Below are 22,190 nucleotides of genomic sequence, written 5' to 3'. Positions count from 1 at the left end.
ACGGCGTTGAGCGTACCGCCAACGATAGTGGAGGAGAGTACTTCCGTAACCGTATTGATGGTGCCGCCAATAACGGTCACGGCATTGAGCGTACCGCCAGTGATCGTCGCAGAGAGCAGTTCTTCAACAATATTAATAGTGCCTGCAGTGACGGTTACGGAATCAACGATGGCGGCCAAGGTCCCGCTGACCACATTGACGTTCAGGGTGCCACCAACGATGGTAGCCGCTAAAATTTCCGAGACCGAATTAATCGTGCCGCCGATGATCGTGACGGCGTTAAGCGTTCCGCCAACGATGGTGGAGGAAAGGACTTCAGCGATCGTGTTGATGGTGCCACCAATAACCGTCACGGCGTTGAGCGTACCGCCAACAATCGTCGCAGCAAGTAACTCTTCCAGAACATTCAAAGTACCAGCGCTAATGATCACGTCATCGACGAAGGCAGCCAGGGTCCCACTGACCACATTCACGTTCAAGGTGCCGCCAACGATGGTAGCCGCTAAAATTTCCGAGACGGAATTAATCGTGCCGCCAATGATCGTGACGGCGTTAAGCGTTCCGCCGACGATGGTGGAGGAGAGGACTTCCGAAACCGTGTTGATGGTGCCGCCAATAACGGTCACAGCATTAAGCGTACCACCCGTGATCGTCGCAGAGAGCAGTTCTTCTACAATATTAATAGTGCCTGCAATGACGGTTACGGAATCAACGATGGCAGTTACTGTTCCGCTAGTTACATTCACGTTCAAGGTGCCGCCAACAATAGTAGCCGCTAAAATCTCCGAGACGGCATTAATCGTGCCACCGATGATCGTGACGGCGTTAAGCGTTCCACCAACGATAGTGGAGGAGAGGACTTCCGAAACCGTACTGATGGTGCCGCCAATAACAGTTACGGCATTAATCGTACCGCCGGTGATCGTCGCAGAGAGCAGTTCTTCTACGACATTAATAGTGCCTGCAGTGACGGTTACGGCATCCACGATGGCGGCAACAGTTCCGCTAATTACATTCACGTTCAATGTGCCGCCAACAATGGTAGCCGCAAGAATTTCCGAAACCGCATTGATGGTACCGCCAATAACCGTAACGGCGTTGAGCGTTCCGCCAACGATAGTGGCTGAAAGCAACTCTTCCAGCGCATTTAGCGTGCCGGCGATTATAGTTACGTCTTCCACGATGGCGGAGATGGTTCCGCTGACCACGTTTACATTTAAAGTTCCGCCGACGATCGTGGCCGAGAGAATTTCCGCGACGGCGTTGATGGTCCCGCCGACGACGGTGACGGCATTAAGCGTGCCACCGGCAATGGTCGCCGAAAGAACTTCCGCAACGGTATTAATGGTACCTCCAATCACGGTCGCGGCATTGATCGTTCCGCCTACGATGGTGGCGGCTTGGACTTCCGCAACAGCGTTAAGGGTGCCGCCCGCAATTGTCGCGGAGATCAGCTCTTCCAGCGCGTTCAACGTCCCGCCGCTAACCGTCACGTCAGCAACAAGGGCGGCCAGGGTTCCCCCGACCACGTTGACATTCAACGTCCCGCCGACGATTGTCGCCGCGAGAACTTCCGACACCGTATCGATTGTCCCGCCGATCACGGTGACGGCATCCAGCGTCCCGCCGACAATGGTCGCGCCGAGCACTTCTTCGACGACGTTCAAACTACCGCCTGTCACGGTAAGCGCGACGATCTCGGTCGAGACCGTGCCGCCTACAATATTCGCATTGATCGTCCCGCCCACGATGGTCGCCGCCAATACTTCAGCAACCGCGCTCAATGTCCCGCCGACAATCGTCGCCGCGAGCACCTCGCCGACCGCGCCAAGCGTCCCGCCGACAATGGTCGCGCCGAGCACTTCTTCGACGACGTTCAAACTGCCGCCTGTTACGGTAAGCGCGACGATCTCGGTCGAGACCGTGCCGCCTACAATATTCGCATTGATCGTCCCGCCCACGATGGTCGCCGCCAATACTTCAGCAACCGCGTTCAACGTCCCGCCGACGATCGTAGCCGCAAGCAACTCGCCGACCGCGCCAAGCGTCCCGCCGACAACGGTCGCGCCGAGCACTTCCTCGACGACGGTCAAGCTGCCGCCCGTCACGGTCAGCGCGACGATCTCGGTCGCAACGGTTCCGCTTACGATGTTGGCGTTGACCGTGCCGCTTACAATATTCGCATTAACCGTCCCGCCTACGATGGTGGCCGCGCGCACTTCCCCGATTGCGTCGAGCGTCCCGCCGACAACGGTCGCGCCGAGCACTTCCTCCACCGCGTGCAGCGTTCCGCCCACGATGGTGGCCGCCAAGAGGTTAGAGAGCGTGCCGTTCAGCAAATTAGAGAGCACGCCGGCCACGATAGTGGCGGCGAAGACGTTGCGGATGACGTCGATCGTGCCGCCCGTAATTTCGGCGCCGAGGTGACCCGAGACGATATGGGCGTCGACCCGTCCCGCGGTGATCGTGACGCCCATGACGTTCTCGATCGTCGTGATCGTGCCTGCGTTGACGATCACGCCTTCAATGAGAGACAGCGTCCCGCCTAGCACAACCGTCGTTATATTGCCCGACTCGTCGGTCGATACGGGTCTCGGCGTAGACTGCCGATCCATGCCGAAGATCAGGACGCGCTGATCGTTCGGGTCCGTATTGAAGACTGCAAAATTCGGCATCTCGTATTCCTCCTGAACCGCTGGCCTCAACATTCGCTATCTCTATGCTATGCCGCCGCTGCGCCGTTCATGGTTCTTTCTTCGCCCAAAAAGAAAAGGGCCCGTTCGCAAGGAACGGACCCCGGGCTTGAGGCGATCGAAGCCTATTGCCGGTTAACTATACGTAAATATCGTGACTTCATTATCGAACGAAGTCGATAGTGCATAAATTTCTTCATTTAGCGCCACGACGCCAAGGTCGTAGAAATCGCAGTAATACCCGGTTAAGAACAGCCCGTTCGAAGCGCTGACATTGGAGCCCCCGATATATATTTGACCGGTCTGCAGCAGTACTTTCTCCCCGGTTCCCGTGTATACGAGCGTGACGACGCCTTGCGGAACGAATACTTTCGTGCTGGATGCCATGGCCATACCGCCTTTCTTTCGTATAGTTGTTATTGCGCAGATCCGAGTTCCCACCAGCTGATCGATAAGGAGACGAGGCTAGGCTGCGCGGTGTTGTTCGCGATTCGAACGCCTAAGCTGCTTTTCGGAGGCAAAATGAGGCGTCCGTTCAACTCCTCCACCAGCGAGCCGCCGGAGGGGATGACGGTCGAGAATGGTTCATCGCCTTCGAACGGATCGCTTCCTTGCATGATCAGCTTCAGCTTCGCCCCCGAATCCGCATCGGCTCCGAAATTGGCATTGTACGGCGTAAGCGGGTCCCCGCCCGCGAATTTGCCATTCTGGATGAGCGAGAACGACGTGTTGGCGACGGCACCGTACAGAATGCGGGAGAGATACACGCGCTTCTCCGAAGCGGAGGGATTGCGCAGCATGATGCCGATATAACTGTTGCCCGGCATCGTGATGGGACCGCTGGTGGCTTCGAACAGCAGCCCGAGATTAGAGGCCGTGTATTCGGCGACCGGATTGGCGATTAGCTGCGGCAGGCGGCTTTGGGGCTCTTTGTCTTTCGGCATGTCAATCACGTCCCTTCTGCAAAGTCGAGTCTTCGGCGCAACTTGTCCGGCGAACCGTCGAAGCATGGAGGCGGCAACCGCGGAGGTGCTCGCTCCAGCGTTTGCCCGCATGCTCAAGCTAGCAACGAAGACATGATAGTTTATGAGCGTCGATAGAGTCCGGCTTGTGCTTCTGACGTTGGCCGATGACCTAAATTCGCCGCTCGACGCAAAAATAAAAGACGAAGCGCCCCCGCGCCTCGTCTTCATGGACGATAAACCATCGTCTGAGCTTGAAAGTATACGTCGCATCTGACCGCGGCGTCGTGATCCTCGTGTGCTTGCAGCACGATGCGGGTGTATTTCAGGAAACGCGTCGGCACGAGGACGACCGTCTGGCCGGCCGGCACTTGCATCTCGCGGTCGGAGGCGTAATTCGTCAGATTCGGCCCGACGTCGACGCGGACGCGAACGGGCTCCTTGCCGCGGTTGACGATCGCGTAAGAGTAGACGGTAAGCCGAGAGGTATTTTGCGCCGGAAGGAGGAGCGGATCGTCGGTAACGGCCAGGCCGCGAATGCATTTGTCGATAAAACGAACCGCAATCGCCGATTTCGCGCTCTTTCTCCGTTTGCAGCGCGCGCAGGAGCTTCTTTTTTTCCTACACGTGGACATCCCTTAACCTCCTTGCTCCGAGAATCTCTCTGCTTAGCATATGCCGGACGGGCTGCTCGCCGTTTGTATGTATACCTAATTCAAGGCCTCTTGGGATAAAGAAGGAGGGCTTAGGTCAAAATAGGGGAATCCTTCCTGGTTACAGGAGTTATGCGTGGAGAGAGAATAGATGGAAGATATCACGTTTAAAGCGTTGGTCATCGCGAACGAAATCGATTTGAACCAGATCGCGATTCATTTCGGCATCCGCAAGAAATATACGTGGGAGCAGCCGCTCATCATTCGGAACAACGTGCTCAAGAAGCTGTACGACCGCGGCGTGGACAGCTTGCAGCAGGTGCTCATTTTCTCGTTCGGCAGCATCGTGTTCGTCAACCACGAGAGCAAAGAGGAGATTCACGTCTTTTTGAAGTTTCTGCAGACGCTCGATCAGGGGCTGAAACTAAAGCAGGTTTACCGGTATGCCGACGACTATAGCTTGCACATCGGCGAGATTGAACGCATGGAGTTAACGGACGAGCACGTGATCGTATCGGAATTCGAATTTTTCCTGCCGGAGCTGATTGCCACGGTATTGGCCAAATCGGTCGCCTTGGAGAAAATCGAGGAGCAGCTCGAGCAAATTCAGGACCGGCTGGAGGAGATGATCGACAGGCTCGAGAAAGGGCGGATGCGCGTCGGCAACAAGCAGCTGGCGCAAATGACCGCGAGGATTGTCCGGCACGAATACAATACGCTGGCCTATATCATGATTCTCGACAAGCCCGAGATCACGTGGAATCACAGCTCGGCGGGCTCGTTCTATGAGGAGATGATGGATTTCTACGAGCTGAACGACCGGTACAACATTCTGAAGAGCAAGACGGATTCGCTCTATCATATCCTTGAAGGATTCACGAATATTAGCCATTCGATCCGGGGGTTGTTCGTGGAGTGGATCGTCGTCATTCTGATCGTCATCGAGGTCGTGATCTCGCTGCTGCAGATTGCCGGATGGGTCCCGTCGCATTAACTCAATCGAATAGATCGCGTGCTCCAAACACGACTAGGCAGCGCAAATAGGGATGCACCTCGTCATTCGTCGTGACGGCGCATCTCATTTGCTTTGAGTAAGCAATGCTTATCCGTTCTACTCGACCTCCTCGGCGACCTCGTAGCTGGCGCGGTCGCTGCGCACATAATCGTCGGACACCCAGGCGAAGTGGAGGAAGCCCAGCCGTTCCGCGATTTGGTAAGCCGGCGGAGGATCCAGCTCGAGCAGGGTCTCGAGGTCGTCCGGATGGAACAACGTCATCAGACCGCCGTCGTCCTGACCTTGCTCCGCGATAAGCCGGCGAAGCAGGCTCAAATCCAGCACATCCGCTTCGATGACCAGCTCTTCCTCCCAGTGGCAGCGATAGTCGAACGCAAGGATCCGCTTGTTGAAGATCGTTAACGTCCAACCATGATCCTCGGCATATACATAATGCGCCAGCAGTCCGCCATTTTGTTCCGCGATCGAATCGTCGGCGGCGAATTCGGCGCCTTCCACGACGAACGTCGTCCAGCCGTTCGCGGGTTCGAACGCGAAGCCGCGCTTGCCGGCCGATTTCATGAGCAAGACGGCATCTTGTTTATTTTCTGTGCGCAAATGATAACTTTGGCTAAATTCGCTCATTCCGGTGTCTCCTTTCGTTTTTCCAGCCCGATTATATACGATCTCCCGAGCGAATGAAAATAATGCCGAAAGCGTCGTGGACCTGACCGCAAATCGACAGGAGCAATTACGAAATGTTCATCATCCTGTCGTATGTTCTTCCAGATTTATAGGGTCGATTCCGAGTATGGGAAAATGCTAAGATTGTTGTACATAGGGAGATTCGCGGAAGAGATGGAACCGTACATAGGCCGGTCGGATGACTAATTTCAGCTAAAGGATGGGAAGGCATGTCGCTTAAGACCAAGATCGCGCTCATGATAACGCTCACCGTATCGGTCTTGCTTGTTCTGCATGTCATCCTGTCCTATTACGCGGCCAAAGATACCGTCATGGAAGAGCTGCAGGACAAATTTCGCTTGTTCACGAAGCAAATCCGAACTTCGGTGGAAAACGCCGCGTACGCGAACCAACACGCGGAGGAATTGCTCGGCGAGAAAATCAGGCTCGCGGCGCTCGCCGCCAAACAAAGCCTGCCGCCTCAAGCCTCGCAGGTGACGAACGAACAGCTGGAACGGCTGAGCGCGGAGACGGGCGTTTCGTTCATCACGCTGTTCGTGCGGACCAAGGACGACATCGTCGGCGTCAAGTCGTCCGATCCGAAGGAAATCGGGCTCGGCACGAAAGACTGGGGCTATTGGTATACCGCTTTCGAGCAGCTGTTCGATCGACGCGAGGTGACGATTCCGGAGGGGCAGAAGCTGCCGCATTATTGGTCCGGACCGCTGGAGGTATCGAGCTCGGATCCGAACTATATCGACAAATGGGGCTATTACTACGACGGTACGACCGACTATATCATCAACCCGTACGTGCGAGACAACTCCATTAACGGATTCGGGGATCGGTTCGGTCCCGACGCGGTGATCGGCAAGCAGCTGGACGATTACGAGCCGCTGCTCGAAGTGACGGGCTTCAACCCGGATACGTTCGGCAAGCCGCTGCCCGTAACGAAGCAAAGCGGGCAGGAGTTCGTCCTTCTGGCGGACCAGCCCGTGCAATTCGGCACGTATCGGTATGCGGACGAGAGGAAGGATGCGCGATACGTTCGCGAGGCGATGGAGACGAACGAGCTCGCGTGGTATACGACTACGCTGAACGGGAAGCGCGTCATCAAGGGCTTCGCGCCGATCGAGGCCACCCGAGCTTACGTTATCGGGATCACCGTCGATTACGCCGTCGTCGACCAGGCGCTGATCCGTCAGCTGCGGATCGGCGTGACGATTCTGGCGGTCTCGCTCGTCTTGACCTTCCTCGTCTCGTACGTATTGGCTGGTGTGCTGATCCGGCCGCTGCGGCGCATCTTGCTCGGCGTCCAGGCGATGTCTGCGGGTAGCATCGGCTTGCAAATTCCGGTTGCCGGCAAGGACGAGGTCGGCATGCTGACCGAGCAGATTAACGCGATGTCGCGCAATTTGGGCGTCTATACGGAAGAGCTGAAGACGAAGAACGACGAAATCCGGCATCAGGCGCATCACGATCCGTTGACGGGGCTGCTCAATCGTCATGCGTTCCAAGAACACGTCGGACAGATAGTCGGCCGCGAGGCCGAAGGCGGCAGAGCGGCGGTCATGTTTCTGGACATCGACCGGTTCAAGAGCGTGAACGACTTGTTCGGCCATTCGATCGGCGACGCGGTTATCCGCGAGACGTCGGCGCGCATGAAGAAGGTGCTGCCGGAAGACGGACATGCCTACCGGGTAGGCGGAGACGAATTCATCGTGCTGCTTCCGGGCGCGGATGCGGCGATGGCCGAGCAGATGGCGAAGAAGCTCGTGGCGGCGTACGCCGAAGCGATGCTGTGCGGAGGTCAGGAGCTGTACGCGACGCTCAGCATCGGCATCAGCTGCTATCCGGAGGACGGTACGAATGCGGACGTGCTCGTATCCGCGGCGGATAACGCGATGTTCAAGGCGAAGGAGCAAGGCGGCGGGACCTACGAGATTTTCTCCTGCAAGCTCTACCAAGCGGTACAGCGACGCGTGCTTATCGAGAACAGCTTGCGCAAAGCGCTGGGGCGGGGCGAGTTCTGGTTGGTTTACCAGCCGATCGTCGACGCGCGCGGATACGCCATCGTCGGACACGAAGCCTTGATTCGATGGCGCCATCCGGAACTCGGCGTCGTCTCGCCGATGGAATTCATTCCGATCGCGGAGGAGACCGGCCATATCGTCGAGATCGGCATGTGGGCGCTGCGCGAAGCCTGTCTGCAGACGAAGCGTTGGCAGAACGAGGGAGCCGAGCAGCTCGGCATTTCGGTCAATTTGTCCGGACGCCAGTTCCAACAGCCGGATCTGGTCGAGCGCATGGAAGCGGTTCTGGCGGAAACGGGGCTCGCGCCGAAACTGCTGACGCTTGAAATTACGGAGAACGTCGCCATTCATAACGAACGCCACGTGATGACCAAGCTGACCCAGTTGAAGCTGCTCGGCATCAAGATCGCGTTGGACGATTTCGGCACCGGCTACTCCTCCTTGAGCTATCTGGCCAATTTCCCGCTCGACTGCTTGAAGATCGACAAGTCCTTCGTGCAGAACATCGGCGGCAACGCCGGGGAGAAGGAAATCGTCAAGACGATAATCGGCATGGCGCACGGTTTGAACTTGAAGGTGACGGCGGAAGGCGTCGAGACGGAGGAGCAGCTGGCGTATTTGAAGCAGGAGGCCTGCGACTACGCCCAGGGCTATCTGATCGCCAAGCCGCTAGAGCCCGAAGCATGCATGGAGCTGCTCGAGCGCCGCAACGGGCATCGCAGGCCGAAAGTCGGATAACCCGGATCACCAGAACGAAAGACGCGTACTCCTTCGAGGCGCGTCTTTTTTGTTCAGATCTTGCGCGTCTGCCGGCGGTTCGCGTGCTCGCTTCGGTATACGCGGGGGCTTACGCCCGTCTTCGCGCGGAACAAGCGGTTGAAGAACTTCAGGTCCGCGTATCCGACGGAAGCGGCGACGTCCGCGATGCGCTGGGAGGTCTCGGTCAGCAGCCGGCAAGCGGCCTTCATCCGAAGATGTTGCAAGTAAGCCGAGAAGCTCATGCCGGTATGCTGGCGAAGGAGGCGGCCGAACTGCCGCTCGCTCAGCTTCGCCAAGTCCGCGAGGTCGCCAAGCTTCAGCGGGGAGGCGTAATGAGCCGCCATATGCGCGATCGCGTCCGCGATCGATAAGGCAGGCTGCGACTCTTTCGGCTCGGGAGGCAGCAGCCGGTGCCGGTAGACGACCGTCAGCAGCTGTACCGTCAGCGCGGATAGAACGGCTGCGAAGCCGGGCGGCCGCCCGTGATATTCCCGGTACAACTCCTGAAAGAGGGCGTCGTGAACGCCGACCGCATCCTTCACCTCGAACCAGCGCAGCCGCGGGTCGCCGAAGAAATCGCCCACCTCTCGGAACGCGGGGAAAGCGGCGCGAAGCTCGTACAGATAGGCGGAGGTAAAAAGGCAATTGTACACGACGAGCGGCTTGTTCTTGTCCGTCGTCTGCGGGCGGAACACATGGCTGTGTCCCTCCGGAATGACGAAGACGGAGCCTTGACGGGCGGGGACCGCCTCGCCCTCGATATAATGCGTGCCTGCGCCTTGGCTAATGTAGGTGACTTCGGCAAACTCGTGCGAATGCTCGCGCAGCTCGAACGACTCTTGCGCCCGATTGACATAGATTTGGAGTCCTTGATCAAAAAATTCCCTTCCGGACATGACGTCGGCCGGCCGGCGATTGGACACGCGGATCGCCTCCCTGTTTATCCTATCTTCACCTTACGAAATCGCTTGCAAGATGTCCAGATCTACCCGCGAAAATGTCCGAATCGGCCGCTTAATTTCGCTTGTCCCCCTCTTACAATGGAGAGGAAGGAGCTCATCGAAGGCTCCACGATCATAGCGGGAGGTAAGAAGCAATGGGGACGACTACGCTTCAAATCAAGCAAATTCGCTGCGAGTATCGCGACAATCCGATCGGCATCGGCTGCCGCAAGCCGCGCTTCAGCTGGCAGCTGGCGTCGGACGCGCCTGGGACGCTGCAGACCGCTTATCGCATTCAAGCGGCCGAATCGCCGGAAGGGCTGGCGGCCGGGACATATACGTGGGACACGGGCGAGGTACAATCGGACCAATCCGTCTTGGTGGAATACGAAGGGAATGAACTGAAAGCCGATCGGCGCTATTGGTACCAGGTCCGCGTGTGGGACAATTACGGCGGCGATTCCGGCTGGAGCGATGCGCGGTTCTGGGAAATGGGGCTGCTCGCGCCGGACGATTGGGAGGCGGCATGGATTACGCCCGATCCGTCCGCGATTGACGCGGCCGCGGAAGAAGCGTTCCTGCTTCGCCGCGAGTTTGCGGTCGGAGCCGCGCCGAAGCGCGCCATGCTGTACGCCACCAGCCTCGGCTTCTACGAGCTGGAGTTGAACGGACGGCGCGTCGGCGATTGGCAATATACGCCGGGCTGGACGAGTTACCGGCACCGGCTGCAAGTCCAGGCTTACGACGTAACCGCGCAGCTGGCCGGCGGGTCGCCGAACGTCATCGGCGCCACGCTGTCGAACGGCTGGTACAGCGGGGATCTGGGCTGGGGCGGGGCGCGGAACCATTACGGCGCCGTCCGCGCGCTGCTGCTGCAGCTGCGGATCGAGTATGCGGACGGTTCGGTCGAGACCGTGGTCAGCGACGCGAATTGGCGCGCCTCCACCGGACAGGTCCGGATGGCGGAAATCTACCACGGAGAGACCTACGACGCGCGTCTTGAACAGGAGGGCTGGAGCCGTCCCGGCTTCGAGGACGGGGCATGGTCGCCGGTCGCGACGATTGACTATCCGAAGACGATCCTAGTCATGCAGGAGAACGAGCCCTCGCGCGTGACCGAGAAGCTGAAGCCGCTGGCGCTGCTGACCACCCCGGCCGGCGAGACGGTGCTCGACATGGGGCAAAATATGGTCGGGCGTCTGCATATGAAGCTAAACCTCCCGGCTGGAACGGAATTGACGCTGACGCATGCCGAGGTGCTGGACCGGGAAGGCAATTTCTACGTCGCTAATCTCCGGAAAGCCAAGCAGCAGGTTCGGTACGTATGCAAAGGCGGCGAAGAAGAATACGAATCGCAATTCTCCTTCTATGGCTTCCGTTATGTCAAAATCGAAGGCTGGCCGACGGACGTGCCGCTGAATGAGGAGCGCTTCGCGGGACATGTCATCCATACCGATATGGAGCCTGCCGGCTCATTCGAATGCTCGCATCCGCTGCTGAATAAGCTGCAAAGCAATATCGTATGGGGGCAGCGGGGCAACTTCCTCGACGTGCCGACGGATTGTCCGCAGCGCGACGAACGGCTCGGCTGGACGGGCGACGCGCAGGTGTTCGTCCGGACGGCGGCGTTCAACTACGGCGTGGCGCCGTTCTTCGCCAAGTGGCTGCGGGATTTGAAGGCCGATCAGCGCGCGGATGGCGGCGTTCCGTTCGTCGTGCCGCATATCTTGAGCGATACGTCGTTCTCGTCGGCCGCTTGGGGAGACGCGGCGGTCATCTGTCCGTGGACGATCTACCAGTGCTACGGCGACAAGCGCGTGCTGGAGGAGCAATACGAGAGCATGCGGGGATGGGTCGACTATATTCGCGCGCAGGGAGACGACGAGCTCTTGTGGAATACCGGCTTTCATTTCGGCGACTGGCTCGGGCTAGATGCCAAAGAAGGCAGCTACGTCGGCGCAACCCCGACGGACTTGATCGCCACCTGCTTCTACGCCTACTCGACCGGCTTGTTCGTGAAAGCGGCTCAGGTACTCGGTCAAGAGGAAGATGTCCGCACGTACGGGGCGTTATATGAACGGATCGCGGAGGCGTTCCTGCGGGAATTCATTACGCCGAGCGGTCGACTCGCCGCCCACACGCAGACCGGCCATGTGCTGCCGCTCATGTTCGAGCTTGTCGACGGACCGGTACGCGAGCGGCTGGCTCGGACGCTAGCGAAGTACGTCGAAGACCAGAAGCATCATTTGACGACCGGTTTCGTCGGCACGCCGTACCTGTGCCATGTGCTGACGGACAACGGCTACCACGAGCTCGCGGTGAAGCTGGTGCAGCAGGAGGAGTATCCGTCTTGGCTCTATTCGGTCAATCAAGGAGCAACGACGATCTGGGAGCATTGGGACGGACTGAAGCCGGACGGTTCCTTCTGGAGCGAGGATATGAACTCGTTCAACCATTACGCATACGGCGCCATCGGCGACTGGCTCTATCGCGCCGTCGCGGGGCTGGACATGGAGGAGACCGAACCGGGTTACAAGCGGATTCTGTTCCGTCCGCGTCCGGATTCCGGTCTGGAGTATGCCAAGGCGGCGTATGAATCGGCTTACGGCACGATTCGCAGCGAATGGCGAATCGTGCCGGACGGCACGGTGCGGTACGAGTTCGAAATTCCGGCGAACGCGACGGCCGTCGTCCTGCTGCGCGGCGCGACGGCGCAATCCGCGGAAGTGAACGGCCTCCAGCTTAGCCAGGCCGACACGCGGATTCCCGGCGTACAGGTAGCCGAGGAGGAGAACGGCACGCTCCGCCTTGAGCTGGGCTCCGGCCGGTACCAAGTGAAAGCGGGACTCGGCAGCAGCGCCGCGCAAACGGTCGTAAGCACAAGTTAATCGGTTGTATACAAAAGTAGAAGTGTCCGAAAGACGCCGGCGAAATTGCCGGCGTCTTTGTTCATATATAGGAACGTATAATTCTCTCATTTATATCCGCCGCTATTGCTCCGGTATGAAATTATGGATTAAGTAAAGCGTGTCCGCGGGAGCGGACGAAAGCAAGGGTCAGCACGATAATGGCAACAGAAATGTAACGTAGCAGCATACCACCCCAAGGCTAAACGTATTGAACGAAGCTCGAACAACAGCCAGTCCGAAGGACTAGCGGGCTCCCCTCGAAAGGACACATCGAAGACTGCCGCGCAACGAGTCTCGCCACTTTCGGGTGTACAGAGGGCGGAAGCCCTTGGTTCCCCTCGGCGGAGGGCAATGCTGTCAGGTTAATGAAAAGCGTACGGTGAAGCCAGCCGTGGCTATAGTTGATCGGCTTACGCACATGCATATGTCTTGGGACGAACTTCAAAACCCACTGAAGCTTTGTCCGTCAGGACAAAAGCGTGCCACACTCAAGCCTTCCCGTCAAACGCGAACAAACATGCCAGCACGAAGTGGGGAGTCCTGAGCGTTTTCAAAGGAAAACGCACTTCGGAAGCATACGCTTGGGCAAAGCCCTGAACGCTTTCCAACGGAAAGCGCACTTCGGAAGCATAGGCTTTGGAGCCTCCTCGGCGGAGGAGGTGGGAGGAGGGAGCAATAAAAGTGGGGTCAAAGGGGCGGAGCCCTTCTTAACCTGACAGCATTGCGGCGGAGGGGGAAGGGGCGAGAGAGAAAGGTTGAGGGAGAAAAGGTTAGGGAGAAAGAAGGGTCACGAAGGGCAAAGCCCTTTTTCGCGGCGTTATCGCGGATTTTTTTTCCTATCGAACGGACAGAAGATAGGATTCACCCAGAGAGACGGCAGGTGTAAAATGGAATGTAACCGCTATCATTAGGGATTGCCGCCGGCAGGTGTAAAATGGAATGTAACCGCTATCAGAAGGGATTGCCGCCGGCAGGTTCGCGGTATGAAGGAGGGCTTTCGCATGAAAGTAAGGGGAATTCGATGAAGGGCGCGCGCTGGTACATCTATGGCGGCGTCTTGCTGCTCGCGATGGCGGTGGCGACGGTCCAGCTGATCGGCATGCTGCGCGAAGCCGGCGAAGGAGCGGCGGTCGGCACCTCCGGATCGGATGGGCAGATCCAGCTGCTATGGCTGCATCACTTTGACGAGGCCGGCAGTCAGGCATGGATCGACTCGGGCATCCGTCAATTTCAGGAGAAGCATCCGAACGTGACCGTTACGGCGCTGCCGCTGGACGGCGGCGACTACATGTCGCTGCTGCGCATGCGCATCGCCAGCGGCGAGATGCCGGATTTGTATATGCTGGACCATCTATACGGCGCCCAAGATATTATCGAGGCGGGTTTTGCCGCGGAGCTGACCGGACGCGCATCGTTGAGGCAGGTGGAACCCCGGTATTTGAAGGGCGCAAGCACGCAGGACGGTCGCGTCTGGATGCTGCCGATCGATGCGAACGGGCTTGGAGTTACCTATAACAAGGAGGTGTTCGCGAAGGCGGGCATCAAGCGGCTGCCCAAGACGTGGAACGAGTTCCTCGCGCTGTGCGAGCGGCTGAAGGAGAACGGCGTGACGCCGATCGCGGCCGGCTATAAGGACACGTGGACGCTGTTCTGGGATTTGGCCGCGGATATGGTGCCGTCCGCGCTGCTGCAAGATCCGCTCCTCGTCGAGAAGCTTAGCGACGGGACGAAGACGTTCGAGGCGAGCTCGAAGTCGCTGGCCCCGCCGCTTCGCCGATTGGCCGAGCGGTTCGCATACGTCAACGCGCATCCGTTCGAGACCTCCTGGGACGAAGCGCGGACGATGGTCGCCGAGGGGAAAGCGGCCATGATCGTAGGCGGCACGTGGAGCGTGGACGGAGTGCGTTCCGTCAACTCGGACGTCTCGCTCGGCTTGTTCCCGCTTCCGTACTCGGACGATCCGGACGATGCGCAGTTCCCCATGAAGGCAACGGGCGGCATTGCCGTCAACCCGTTATCGCCGCATGCCGATCTGGCGCTGGAACTGCTCGATTGGTTCGCCATGCCGGAGATGGGGGACTCTCTGCAGCGGAACAAACGCGGCGTCTCCGTGCTCAAGGGCGTCGAACAAGGGTTTGATCCGGCGATCGCGGAATTGAATCGCCGGTACATCGAGACGAACCGGACCGTCGACTGGTCGGGCGTGCAGACGGGCTTCACTAATCAGCAGCTCGGCAGAGCTTTCTCGGTGGCGGTCGCCGATTTCTTGATCGACCCGGGACGTGGCGTGGATGCGCTGTTTCGGGGACTCGACGACGTGGTGCTGCAGTCCGGGAAGCGGGAAGGGGGCGGGAGCCGATGAGCAAGCCGTTGATCCGGCAGCGATTCCGGTTCTTCCGCAGCACGCACATACGCTCGAAGATTCTGATCTCCAACCTGCTGTTAATCTCGCTCATGGCGGTCTCGATCGGCAGCTTGGCCATCTACGCGACGCGTTATTATACGGAGGTGCAGACGAAGGATTTGACGCTGCAGCTCGTTCACCAAGCATCGGACAAAATCGAATACCGGGCCAAAGCGTTCGTCGGGACGAGCGTGGAGCTGCTGATGCACGAGGAGCTGCGGCGGATGATCGTCTCCGGATCGGACGAGGCGGGCGCGAACATGGCGAGAAATCGGATGAGGATCAACGCGCTGTTGTCCGAGTTCGCGCACAATCATCCGTATTTGAACGCCGTGCTCGTCCGGTCGGCGGACGGAGACCTCTTCTGGTGGTCCGTCGCTGACGGCGCGGTTGTACAGATGACCGAGCCGGATGCGGTGAAGCTGGCTGCGGAGGCCGTGTCGACGCTAGCCAAGAACAGTCCCAACCTGATGTGGACGTCTTCGCCGCGGGGCGGGGACGAAATGATGTTCGCGCGCGATTATATCGATGTCGAGGCGGTCAACCGGAGCTACGGCACGTTCGTCTTCCTGCTCGATTCGGGCTACTTCTGGGATCTAGACCGCCAGCAGTCCCTCATCCTGCAAGAAAACATGGCGATTCTGAGCGAGGCGGGCGCTTTCATTACGGGAGGCACGTCAGTCCAGCTTCGGGAGGCGGCGGAACGTTCGTCGCGCCTGCGCGAGAGCGGACTGGCCTTCGCCGACAGCCGGGTGAGCGAGCTCGGCGGCGAGAGCTACCTCGTGACGCAGGAGCGCAGGGTGGACGGGGGCTGGACGGTCGTCTGTCTCATTCCGGCTTCCTTGCTCTTCGGAAAGATCCGCATCCTTCAGCTGGTCATCGCGGTGGTCGCGCTCGGCGCGATCCTGCTATCGGCGCTGGTCGCGGTATACCTGTCGGATTCGACGACCCGGGGCATCAAGCTGCTGGAGCGGACGATGCGCCGCGTGGAAGACGGCGATTTCGGCATTCGCATCCAGCCGCTCGGCTCGGATGAAGCGGGCATTCTCGCGGTCCGGTTCAACGCGATGCTGGAGCGAATCGAAGAGCTCATTACGACCGTCTATAAGGTTCGGCTGGAGAAGCAGCAGGCGGAGTTCTCGGTGCTGCTCGCTCAGATCAACCCGCATTTCCTCTATAACACGCTGGGCACGATCCGCTGGTATGCCAGAATGAAGCAGCAACCGGAGCTGGAGCGAATGCTTGCTTCGCTCATCGGATTGCTCAAGTCTTCGGTCAGGCGAACGGGGGAGGCACGCAAGCTCGAGGAGGAGCTAGCGGATATTCGAAGCTACATCGAACTGCAGAAAATCGGCTACGGCGACGCCTTCGACGTCCGGTACGAGGTCGGCGAGGATCTGCTGCCGTGCGGCGTTCTCTACCTGACGCTGCAGCCGCTTGTGGAGAACGCGATTTTACACGGAATCGAAATGTCCAAAGGTGGCGGCGTCATTACGATCGGCGGCCGAGCGGACGGCGACGATATCGTGCTGACGGTAGCGGATAACGGCATCGGCATTACGCCGGAGAAGCTGGCATCCTTGCTCGACGGGCCGGAGAGCCGTGGCGGTTACCCGGGCCTGCACAGCATCGGCGTGCGCGGCGTCCACGAGCGAATCCGTTTGTATTACGGCGAGCCATATGGATTAAGCTTCCGAAGCGAGCCCGGTCAGGGGACCGAGGCGATCGTGAGGATGCCGCGCATAATAGCGACGGAAGGGGCGATGACGGTTGCTGCGAGCGATGATCGTGGAAGATAACGCCGTGTACAGGTTCGCGATCCGGACCATTATCGATTGGGGGCAGTGCGGCTTCGAGCCGCCGGTCGAAGCGGTGAACGGCAAGCAGGCGCTGTCGTGCCTTGCGGAATCGCCGGTGGATTTGATCGTCACCGACATCAGCATGCCCGAGATGAACGGCATCGAGCTCATTCAGCAGGTGAAGCGGATCGCGCCGGACACCGAGATCGTCGTGCTCAGCTCGTATGACGATTTTCCGTTCGTCCGGAACGCGTTAAAGCTCGGCGCGGCGGATTATTTGCTCAAGCATGATTTGGAGCCGGAGAACTTGGTCTTGGCGGTCATGCAAGCGAAGGAGAAGCTCGAAGAGCGGAGCAAGGCGAGCGTGCGCGATCCGGGGCCGGAGAGGGTGAGACAATGGCTCTATCAGCTGCTGACGCGATCCGTGACGCTCGAAGAAGCGGAGCGTCAGGCGGAAGCGGCATTGCTGCCGCATCGCCGCAGCGCTTTCGTCATGCTGTCGGCGGTCGTGCGCGAGACGGAATCGCCCGAGGGGCATGCGTCGACAGCCGCTCCGGACTTCGGACAGCTTGATCCGTCATGGCTCGTCATCTCGCTCGGCCGGGGACGATATGCGGTCTATTTGGATTTCAAGGACGAGAAGAGCGAAGCTCGAATGCTGGCGGCCGCTTATGAGGCGGCGGAAGGCATTAGCCGCGCGGCCGGGCGAAGCGGCGCCGGCTGCCGAATCGGCATCAGCCGGGCCGGCTTCGGCGTGAAAACGATCGAAGCTTTGCATAAGCAGGCGGAAGCCGCCGTCTTCCGCAGCGTATATGACGAAGAGGAAGACGGGCGGATCTACTCGGCTCCGGGCGATCGTCCTTACCGGGATACGGTGCTCGCCGGCAGTTACCCGTCGCTTGCGAAGGCGCTTAAGAACGGAGAGATCGAGGCGTGCGAAGCGCTGGCGGACCGGCTGTTCCGCGATATGCGGGTCGTCAAGCCGCCGGAGGGCGAGCTGCGCAAGCTGCTGCTCGACTTGTTCGCGCTATTGGTCGCGGCGGCCTCCGACCAAGGCGCGGAGCTTGCGCCGATGGATCATTGGCAAGGCTGGGTAACGGATTCGCTGGCGCGGTTGAGTCCGCTGGAACGGATTCGGGAAGCCGTCCTGGAGCGGATCCGCTCCGTATGCGCAGGCAGCGCGCGGGAACGGCCGGAGATCAAGCAGGCGAAATCCTACATTATGAAGCACCTGGACGAGGAATTGAACGTGGCGGACTTGTCCCGGCGTCTCGACCTCAGCCCGAATTACTTGTCGATTCTGTTTCGCCAGCAGACGGGGCAGCGGCTGTCCGAATTTATTCAGCAATGCCGGATGGAGGAGGCCAAGCGGCTGCTGCGGGAGACGACGCTGAAGGTATACGAGACGGCGTCGAAGGTGGGCTACAAGGACACGTCTTATTTCTGCAAAGTGTTCAAGGAATATGCGGGCATGACCGTCTCGGATTATCGAGGCAGCACGCAGCCGGTTAGCGGTTTCCAGGCGGAATCGTTCTACCTGCTCATCAACCGGAACAGCGGCATGGCGCTCGATGTGGACAGCGATTCGCTGGCGGAAGGCGCGGGAATTATTCAATGGCATCAGCACGGGGAAGCGAATCAATGCTGGATGTTCGTCCCGGCTGGCGGCGATGCTTACAAGCTCGTGAACCGGCGGAGCGGCTTGCTGCTCGGCGTGGACCGCGGTTCGGCGGAAGGCGGAGCGGGTCTCGTGCAGGAGGCGGACGGCGGCCGAGCCAGCCAGCGCTGGCGGATCATGAAGTCCGGCAGCTATTACAAGCTGGTCAACGCGGGCAGCGGTCTGCTCGCCGACGTGAACGGAGGCGACAAGACGCCCTGCGCGCGCATCATCCAATGGAAGGACACGATGGGCGCCAATCAGCAGTGGGATATCGTGAAGATGCGGTAGTTATCCATCAACATAGAAAGCGTGTCGATCTTTCGACTGTGGGAAGACAGCTGCGAGCGCCAGTAGTAGGCTGAGCATCACTATTCCAGCTTGAACGGCTGCATCGAGCGCCAGTAGTGAGGTGATCACCACTATTTCGACTTGAACGGTTGCATCAAGCGCCAGTAGTGAGGTGATCACCACTATTCCAGCTTGAATGGCTGCCTCGAAATCCATTAATGTACAGGGCTCACCATTCCGATTCAAATGCCTGTTGCGAACATCATTCAACGCTTTTTACCGCATAGCCGTTCGAGGCACTTGGTCAACCTATAAAGCAGTTTCGTTCATCCCATCGTTTCGTAGATTTGTTATACAATTCGGAGAATTATTCAATATCGCAAGCCGACCATGCCGTCTTCCCTCGCGCAACATGCGCGGAGGGGAGGCGGTTTCGTTGTTTATTGCCATATTTCTTAGATTATTCGAATGAGACGCGACTTCCGAAGCACTAAAATTAAATTTGTAATCGCTTACAACGTAAGGAGCTGATTCGTGGATGAGTCTTACCGCCGATAATCCCATCGAGCTGCAGCCGGACGCCATCCGGATTAATGGCCGCAGCGAGATCATGCTTTGCGCATCGCTCTTCTATTTCCGGATACCGAGGGCGCTGTGGCAAGAACGAATGGAGCAGCTAAAGGCATGCGGCTATAACAGCATCGACGTCTACTTTCCTTGGAACTATCACGAAGACGCGGAGGGGCAATGGGACTTCGGCGGGGAGCGGGACGTCGCGGCGTTTCTACGACTGGCGAAGGAGGCTGGATTGTACGTCGTCGCAAGGCCCGGACCCTATATTTGCTCGGAATGGGATGGCGGGGGTCTGCCGGCATATCTGTTCGCGCAAGAACAGATACGGCTGAGAGACAACGATCCGCGGTTTCTGCGCCACACGGCGCGCTGGTACGAGCGCATCATGCCGCTGCTGGCCGACTTCGAGCTCTGTCAAGGCGGGACCGTCATCGCCGTGCAACTGGACAACGAGCTCGATTTCTACGGCTGCGAAGATCCGGCGGGTTATATGGCCGCGCTGCGGGAGCTAGCCAGAAGCCATGGCATCCGCTCGCCGCTGCTCGCTTGCGCGGGGCAGGGCGGACTGTTCGAAGCTTCGGGGTATGCGAAGGGCGTCGTGCCGACGTGCAATTTCTATCCGCACAACCGCGATCCCGAATTCGAGGCGAAGGTATTAGCCTACCAATCCGAGCTGGCCGCGGGGGGCGTTCCGCTGCTGGTGACGGAGACGAACCGCTCCCACTTCTTGCTGCGGCGGCTGCTTGCTTGCGGAGCGAAGCTGCTCGGCCCGTATTTGCAAGCGTCGGGCACGAACTTCGGATTTACGAACGCGACGAACAATTGGGGCAAGCCGCTAGCGTTCCTGACGTCGGATTACGACTTCGGCGGGATGGTCGCTCCGGATGGCACGCTGCGGCCGGAAGCGCGCGAAGGCCGATTGCTCGCGAGTCTGATCGCCGCTTACGGGACGCCGCTGGCGGAAGCCGTTCCATCGGGTGGAGATTCGGCGGCCGTGACCGTCCGCGGGCTGCAAGGCAAGGCGGCGGGACCGTTCGCGCTGCAGCTGAAAGGCGGCGGAAGCCTCCTGTTCTTCGCCAATACGGGAAGCGACGATGCCGCGCTGACGCTGGCGCCGGCGAACGCCGGAACCTCGGGGGAAGCAACGTTTTTCATGCAGCCGGACCGATGCGCCGCGCTGCCGTGCGACCTGCCGCTGTCTCATTGGGGCTTGCCGGGGAGACTGGCGTTCGCCACGGCCGAACTATTCGGCGTGCGGCAAGCAAACGGCGCCGTTCAGATGCTGTTTCATGCGGAAGGCGCGGCCCGGTTGACGTTCGAGGCAGGCGAAGCGGAAGCGCGCGACGTGTCCGGCTTGAAGGCGCGCCAAGCAGACGGCTTGTGCACGCTGGACTTCGGCAAGGCAGAGATTGGCCGATGCCGATTCGTCTGGCCGAGCGGCCAGACGCTGGAGATCGTAACGATGGACCGGGAGCTGGCGCTGCGGTTGGAGACCGCGGAGGCGGACGAGGAGAACTTTCGTTTCGAGGCGCCAGGGACGGGCGAAGGGGTGCAACCCGCTAAGCCGCTTGCGGCCGAGTGGCGTCTAGCGGCAATCGATCCTGCTCAGCCGTTAACGGAGGAGTCGCCAACGCCGGTCAGTCAAGCGGATTACCTGGAGAAGCATGGCATTCTCAGGGGCTATGGCTGGTATCAGGCGCAGCTGCCAACCGTTCCCGAAGCCGGACGGCAGCTAGGCTTCTTCCTGAACAAAGGCAGCGACGTGCTGTCGCTCTATGCGGAGGGGCGCTATCTAGGCACGTTCGTTCCAGGCGGCGCAAGCAAGTACATCCCGCTGGATGACAATGCCGGCATAAGGTCGATCGCCGTTCGCGCCGAAATTTGGGGCCATTCCAACTTCGACGATCCTCGTCTGCCGGGACTTCGGCTGAACGCCATGAAGGGCATTCGCGGTTTGGCCGCTATTACGCGGATTCGAGAGCTCTCCGCCAATTGGCGATACGCGATGGCAGATCCGGACGATACGAACAGACAGCCGGACGTGCCGTTCCTGTCGGCAGCCTCCAAGCCGATCGTCGCGTTCGGCGGCTGGCTGAGCGGCCGCTCGTTCAGGCGGGAGTGGTTCGCCCGCTCGATCGCCGCTTCCGCCCAGACGACGGCGCGGGTGCTCCGCTTCGACGGGCTGGAGGGGACGGCCGAAGTTTTCGTGAACGGCCGGTCCGCCGGCATGGCGCAGCCGCTGGACCCGTTCATCGATCTAACTGCGCTGACGTCGCCGGGCGAAGAGATCGAGCTCTCCGTGCTCCTCGAGCGGAATATCGGCCAGCAGGGCGGACGCGTTCAGCTCCTCGAGGGCATGGAAGCGACCGACTGGCGGCTGGTCGGCGCAGGCGAGGAAGCGCTTCGCGATTATGCGATAGCGACCCGACCATCTGCTTCGGCGGTCGAATTTCCGGTCTCGCTAGCGCCCGGCGCGGTGGCGCTGCTCTATGGCGCGCCGTCCGACCCCAGGCAAGACGCCAGCGCCGGTTGGCGCGTAACGGCGCAGGGCCAAGGCCTTAAGGCAACGGTCTTCTGGAACGGACGACTCGTCTCGCGGCTGTGGCTGCCGGGCGGGGATGCGAGGCCGACGATGACGGGCGGCAGTCCCGACGCATTCTACGTACCAGGCGCTTGGTTCCATAAGCCGGATGAAGGGACCGACGAAATCATCGTTCTGCTCGAAGCGGTAGACGGCGGCCATCCGGCCGAGCTGCGCGGCTTCGAGGTTACGCCACTATAAAATAGCCGCGACAACCGCGGCGCGAAAGGAGGAGATGGCGATGGCGCAACTAAGCC

At 59.6% G+C, this 22,190-nt stretch carries 14 protein-coding genes; 7 read left to right on the top strand and 7 right to left on the bottom strand.

What is annotated here, in order from left to right; all coding sequences use genetic code 11:
• The 4 genes from BCM02_RS04925 to BCM02_RS04910 all read right to left on the bottom strand — a co-directional run.
• A partial coding sequence (locus BCM02_RS04925) for a beta strand repeat-containing protein (RefSeq protein WP_148927895.1) occupies window positions 1-2,675 on the bottom strand: 2,675 nt, incomplete at its 3' end.
• A 153-nt stretch (window positions 2,676-2,828) separates the two neighbouring features.
• Window positions 2,829-3,080, bottom strand: a complete 252-nt coding sequence (locus tag BCM02_RS04920) for a hypothetical protein (RefSeq protein WP_148927894.1) — start codon at window positions 3,078-3,080, stop codon at window positions 2,829-2,831.
• A 29-nt stretch (window positions 3,081-3,109) separates the two neighbouring features.
• Complete coding sequence (locus tag BCM02_RS04915) at window positions 3,110-3,637, bottom strand: hypothetical protein (RefSeq protein ID WP_148927893.1); 528 nt, start codon at window positions 3,635-3,637, stop codon at window positions 3,110-3,112.
• 245 nt (window positions 3,638-3,882) lie between these two features.
• A complete protein-coding gene (locus BCM02_RS04910; RefSeq protein ID WP_148927892.1) occupies window positions 3,883-4,290 on the bottom strand; it encodes a DUF6385 domain-containing protein in 408 nt (135 codons plus the stop codon).
• 169 nt (window positions 4,291-4,459) lie between these two features.
• Here BCM02_RS04910 and BCM02_RS04905 point away from each other — a divergent pair, with 169 nt between their 5' ends.
• Window positions 4,460-5,302 carry an RMD1 family protein gene (locus BCM02_RS04905; protein ID WP_148927891.1) on the top strand — a complete coding sequence of 281 codons (843 nt, stop codon included), beginning with the start codon at window positions 4,460-4,462 and terminating at the stop codon, window positions 5,300-5,302.
• Window positions 5,303-5,419: 117 nt separating this feature from the next.
• Here BCM02_RS04905 and BCM02_RS04900 read toward each other — a convergent pair whose 3' ends face one another.
• Complete coding sequence (locus BCM02_RS04900; RefSeq protein ID WP_148927890.1) at window positions 5,420-5,947, bottom strand: hypothetical protein; 528 nt, start codon at window positions 5,945-5,947, stop codon at window positions 5,420-5,422.
• A 269-nt stretch (window positions 5,948-6,216) separates the two neighbouring features.
• Between BCM02_RS04900 and BCM02_RS04895 the strand changes: the two genes are divergently transcribed.
• Window positions 6,217-8,757, top strand: coding sequence for a GGDEF domain-containing phosphodiesterase (locus BCM02_RS04895; protein ID WP_148927889.1), 2,541 nt, complete (start codon window positions 6,217-6,219; stop codon window positions 8,755-8,757).
• Window positions 8,758-8,810: 53 nt separating this feature from the next.
• Here the strand turns inward: BCM02_RS04895 and BCM02_RS04890 are convergent, their stop codons facing one another.
• On the bottom strand, window positions 8,811-9,701 hold the full coding sequence (locus BCM02_RS04890) for an AraC family transcriptional regulator (protein WP_148927888.1): 891 nt from the start codon (window positions 9,699-9,701) through the stop codon (window positions 8,811-8,813).
• Window positions 9,702-9,874: 173 nt separating this feature from the next.
• Between BCM02_RS04890 and BCM02_RS04885 the strand changes: the two genes are divergently transcribed.
• From BCM02_RS04885 to BCM02_RS04870, 4 genes are all read left to right on the top strand, one after another.
• Window positions 9,875-12,607, top strand: a complete 2,733-nt coding sequence (locus BCM02_RS04885) for a glycoside hydrolase family 78 protein (protein WP_148927887.1) — start codon at window positions 9,875-9,877, stop codon at window positions 12,605-12,607.
• Window positions 12,608-13,649: 1,042 nt separating this feature from the next.
• The gene (locus BCM02_RS04880) at window positions 13,650-14,990 is read left to right on the top strand and encodes an ABC transporter substrate-binding protein (RefSeq protein WP_187434023.1); all 1,341 of its coding nucleotides are present in this window, start codon (window positions 13,650-13,652) and stop codon (window positions 14,988-14,990) included.
• Window positions 14,987-16,831 carry a sensor histidine kinase gene (locus tag BCM02_RS04875; protein ID WP_148927885.1) on the top strand — a complete coding sequence of 615 codons (1,845 nt, stop codon included), beginning with the start codon at window positions 14,987-14,989 and terminating at the stop codon, window positions 16,829-16,831. Before BCM02_RS04880 ends, BCM02_RS04875 begins: the two co-directional genes overlap by 4 nt.
• A complete protein-coding gene (locus BCM02_RS04870) occupies window positions 16,803-18,779 on the top strand; it encodes an RICIN domain-containing protein (protein ID WP_148927884.1) in 1,977 nt (658 codons plus the stop codon). Before BCM02_RS04875 ends, BCM02_RS04870 begins: the two co-directional genes overlap by 29 nt.
• Here BCM02_RS04870 and BCM02_RS04865 read toward each other — a convergent pair whose 3' ends face one another.
• Window positions 18,780-18,995, bottom strand: a complete 216-nt coding sequence (locus BCM02_RS04865) for a hypothetical protein (RefSeq protein WP_148927883.1) — start codon at window positions 18,993-18,995, stop codon at window positions 18,780-18,782. It lies immediately after the preceding gene.
• 322 nt (window positions 18,996-19,317) lie between these two features.
• Between BCM02_RS04865 and BCM02_RS04860 the strand changes: the two genes are divergently transcribed.
• The gene (locus tag BCM02_RS04860) at window positions 19,318-22,134 is read left to right on the top strand and encodes a beta-galactosidase (RefSeq protein ID WP_148927882.1); all 2,817 of its coding nucleotides are present in this window, start codon (window positions 19,318-19,320) and stop codon (window positions 22,132-22,134) included.
• The last annotated feature ends 56 nt before the right edge of the window (window positions 22,135-22,190 follow it).

The sequence above is a fragment of the Paenibacillus methanolicus genome (genome assembly GCF_008124765.1).
In the GTDB taxonomy this organism is placed as follows: domain Bacteria; phylum Bacillota; class Bacilli; order Paenibacillales; family Paenibacillaceae; genus Paenibacillus_Z; species Paenibacillus_Z methanolicus.
Note: the sequence above shows the minus strand (reverse complement) of the source record. Positions and strands in the feature narration are given on the sequence as shown.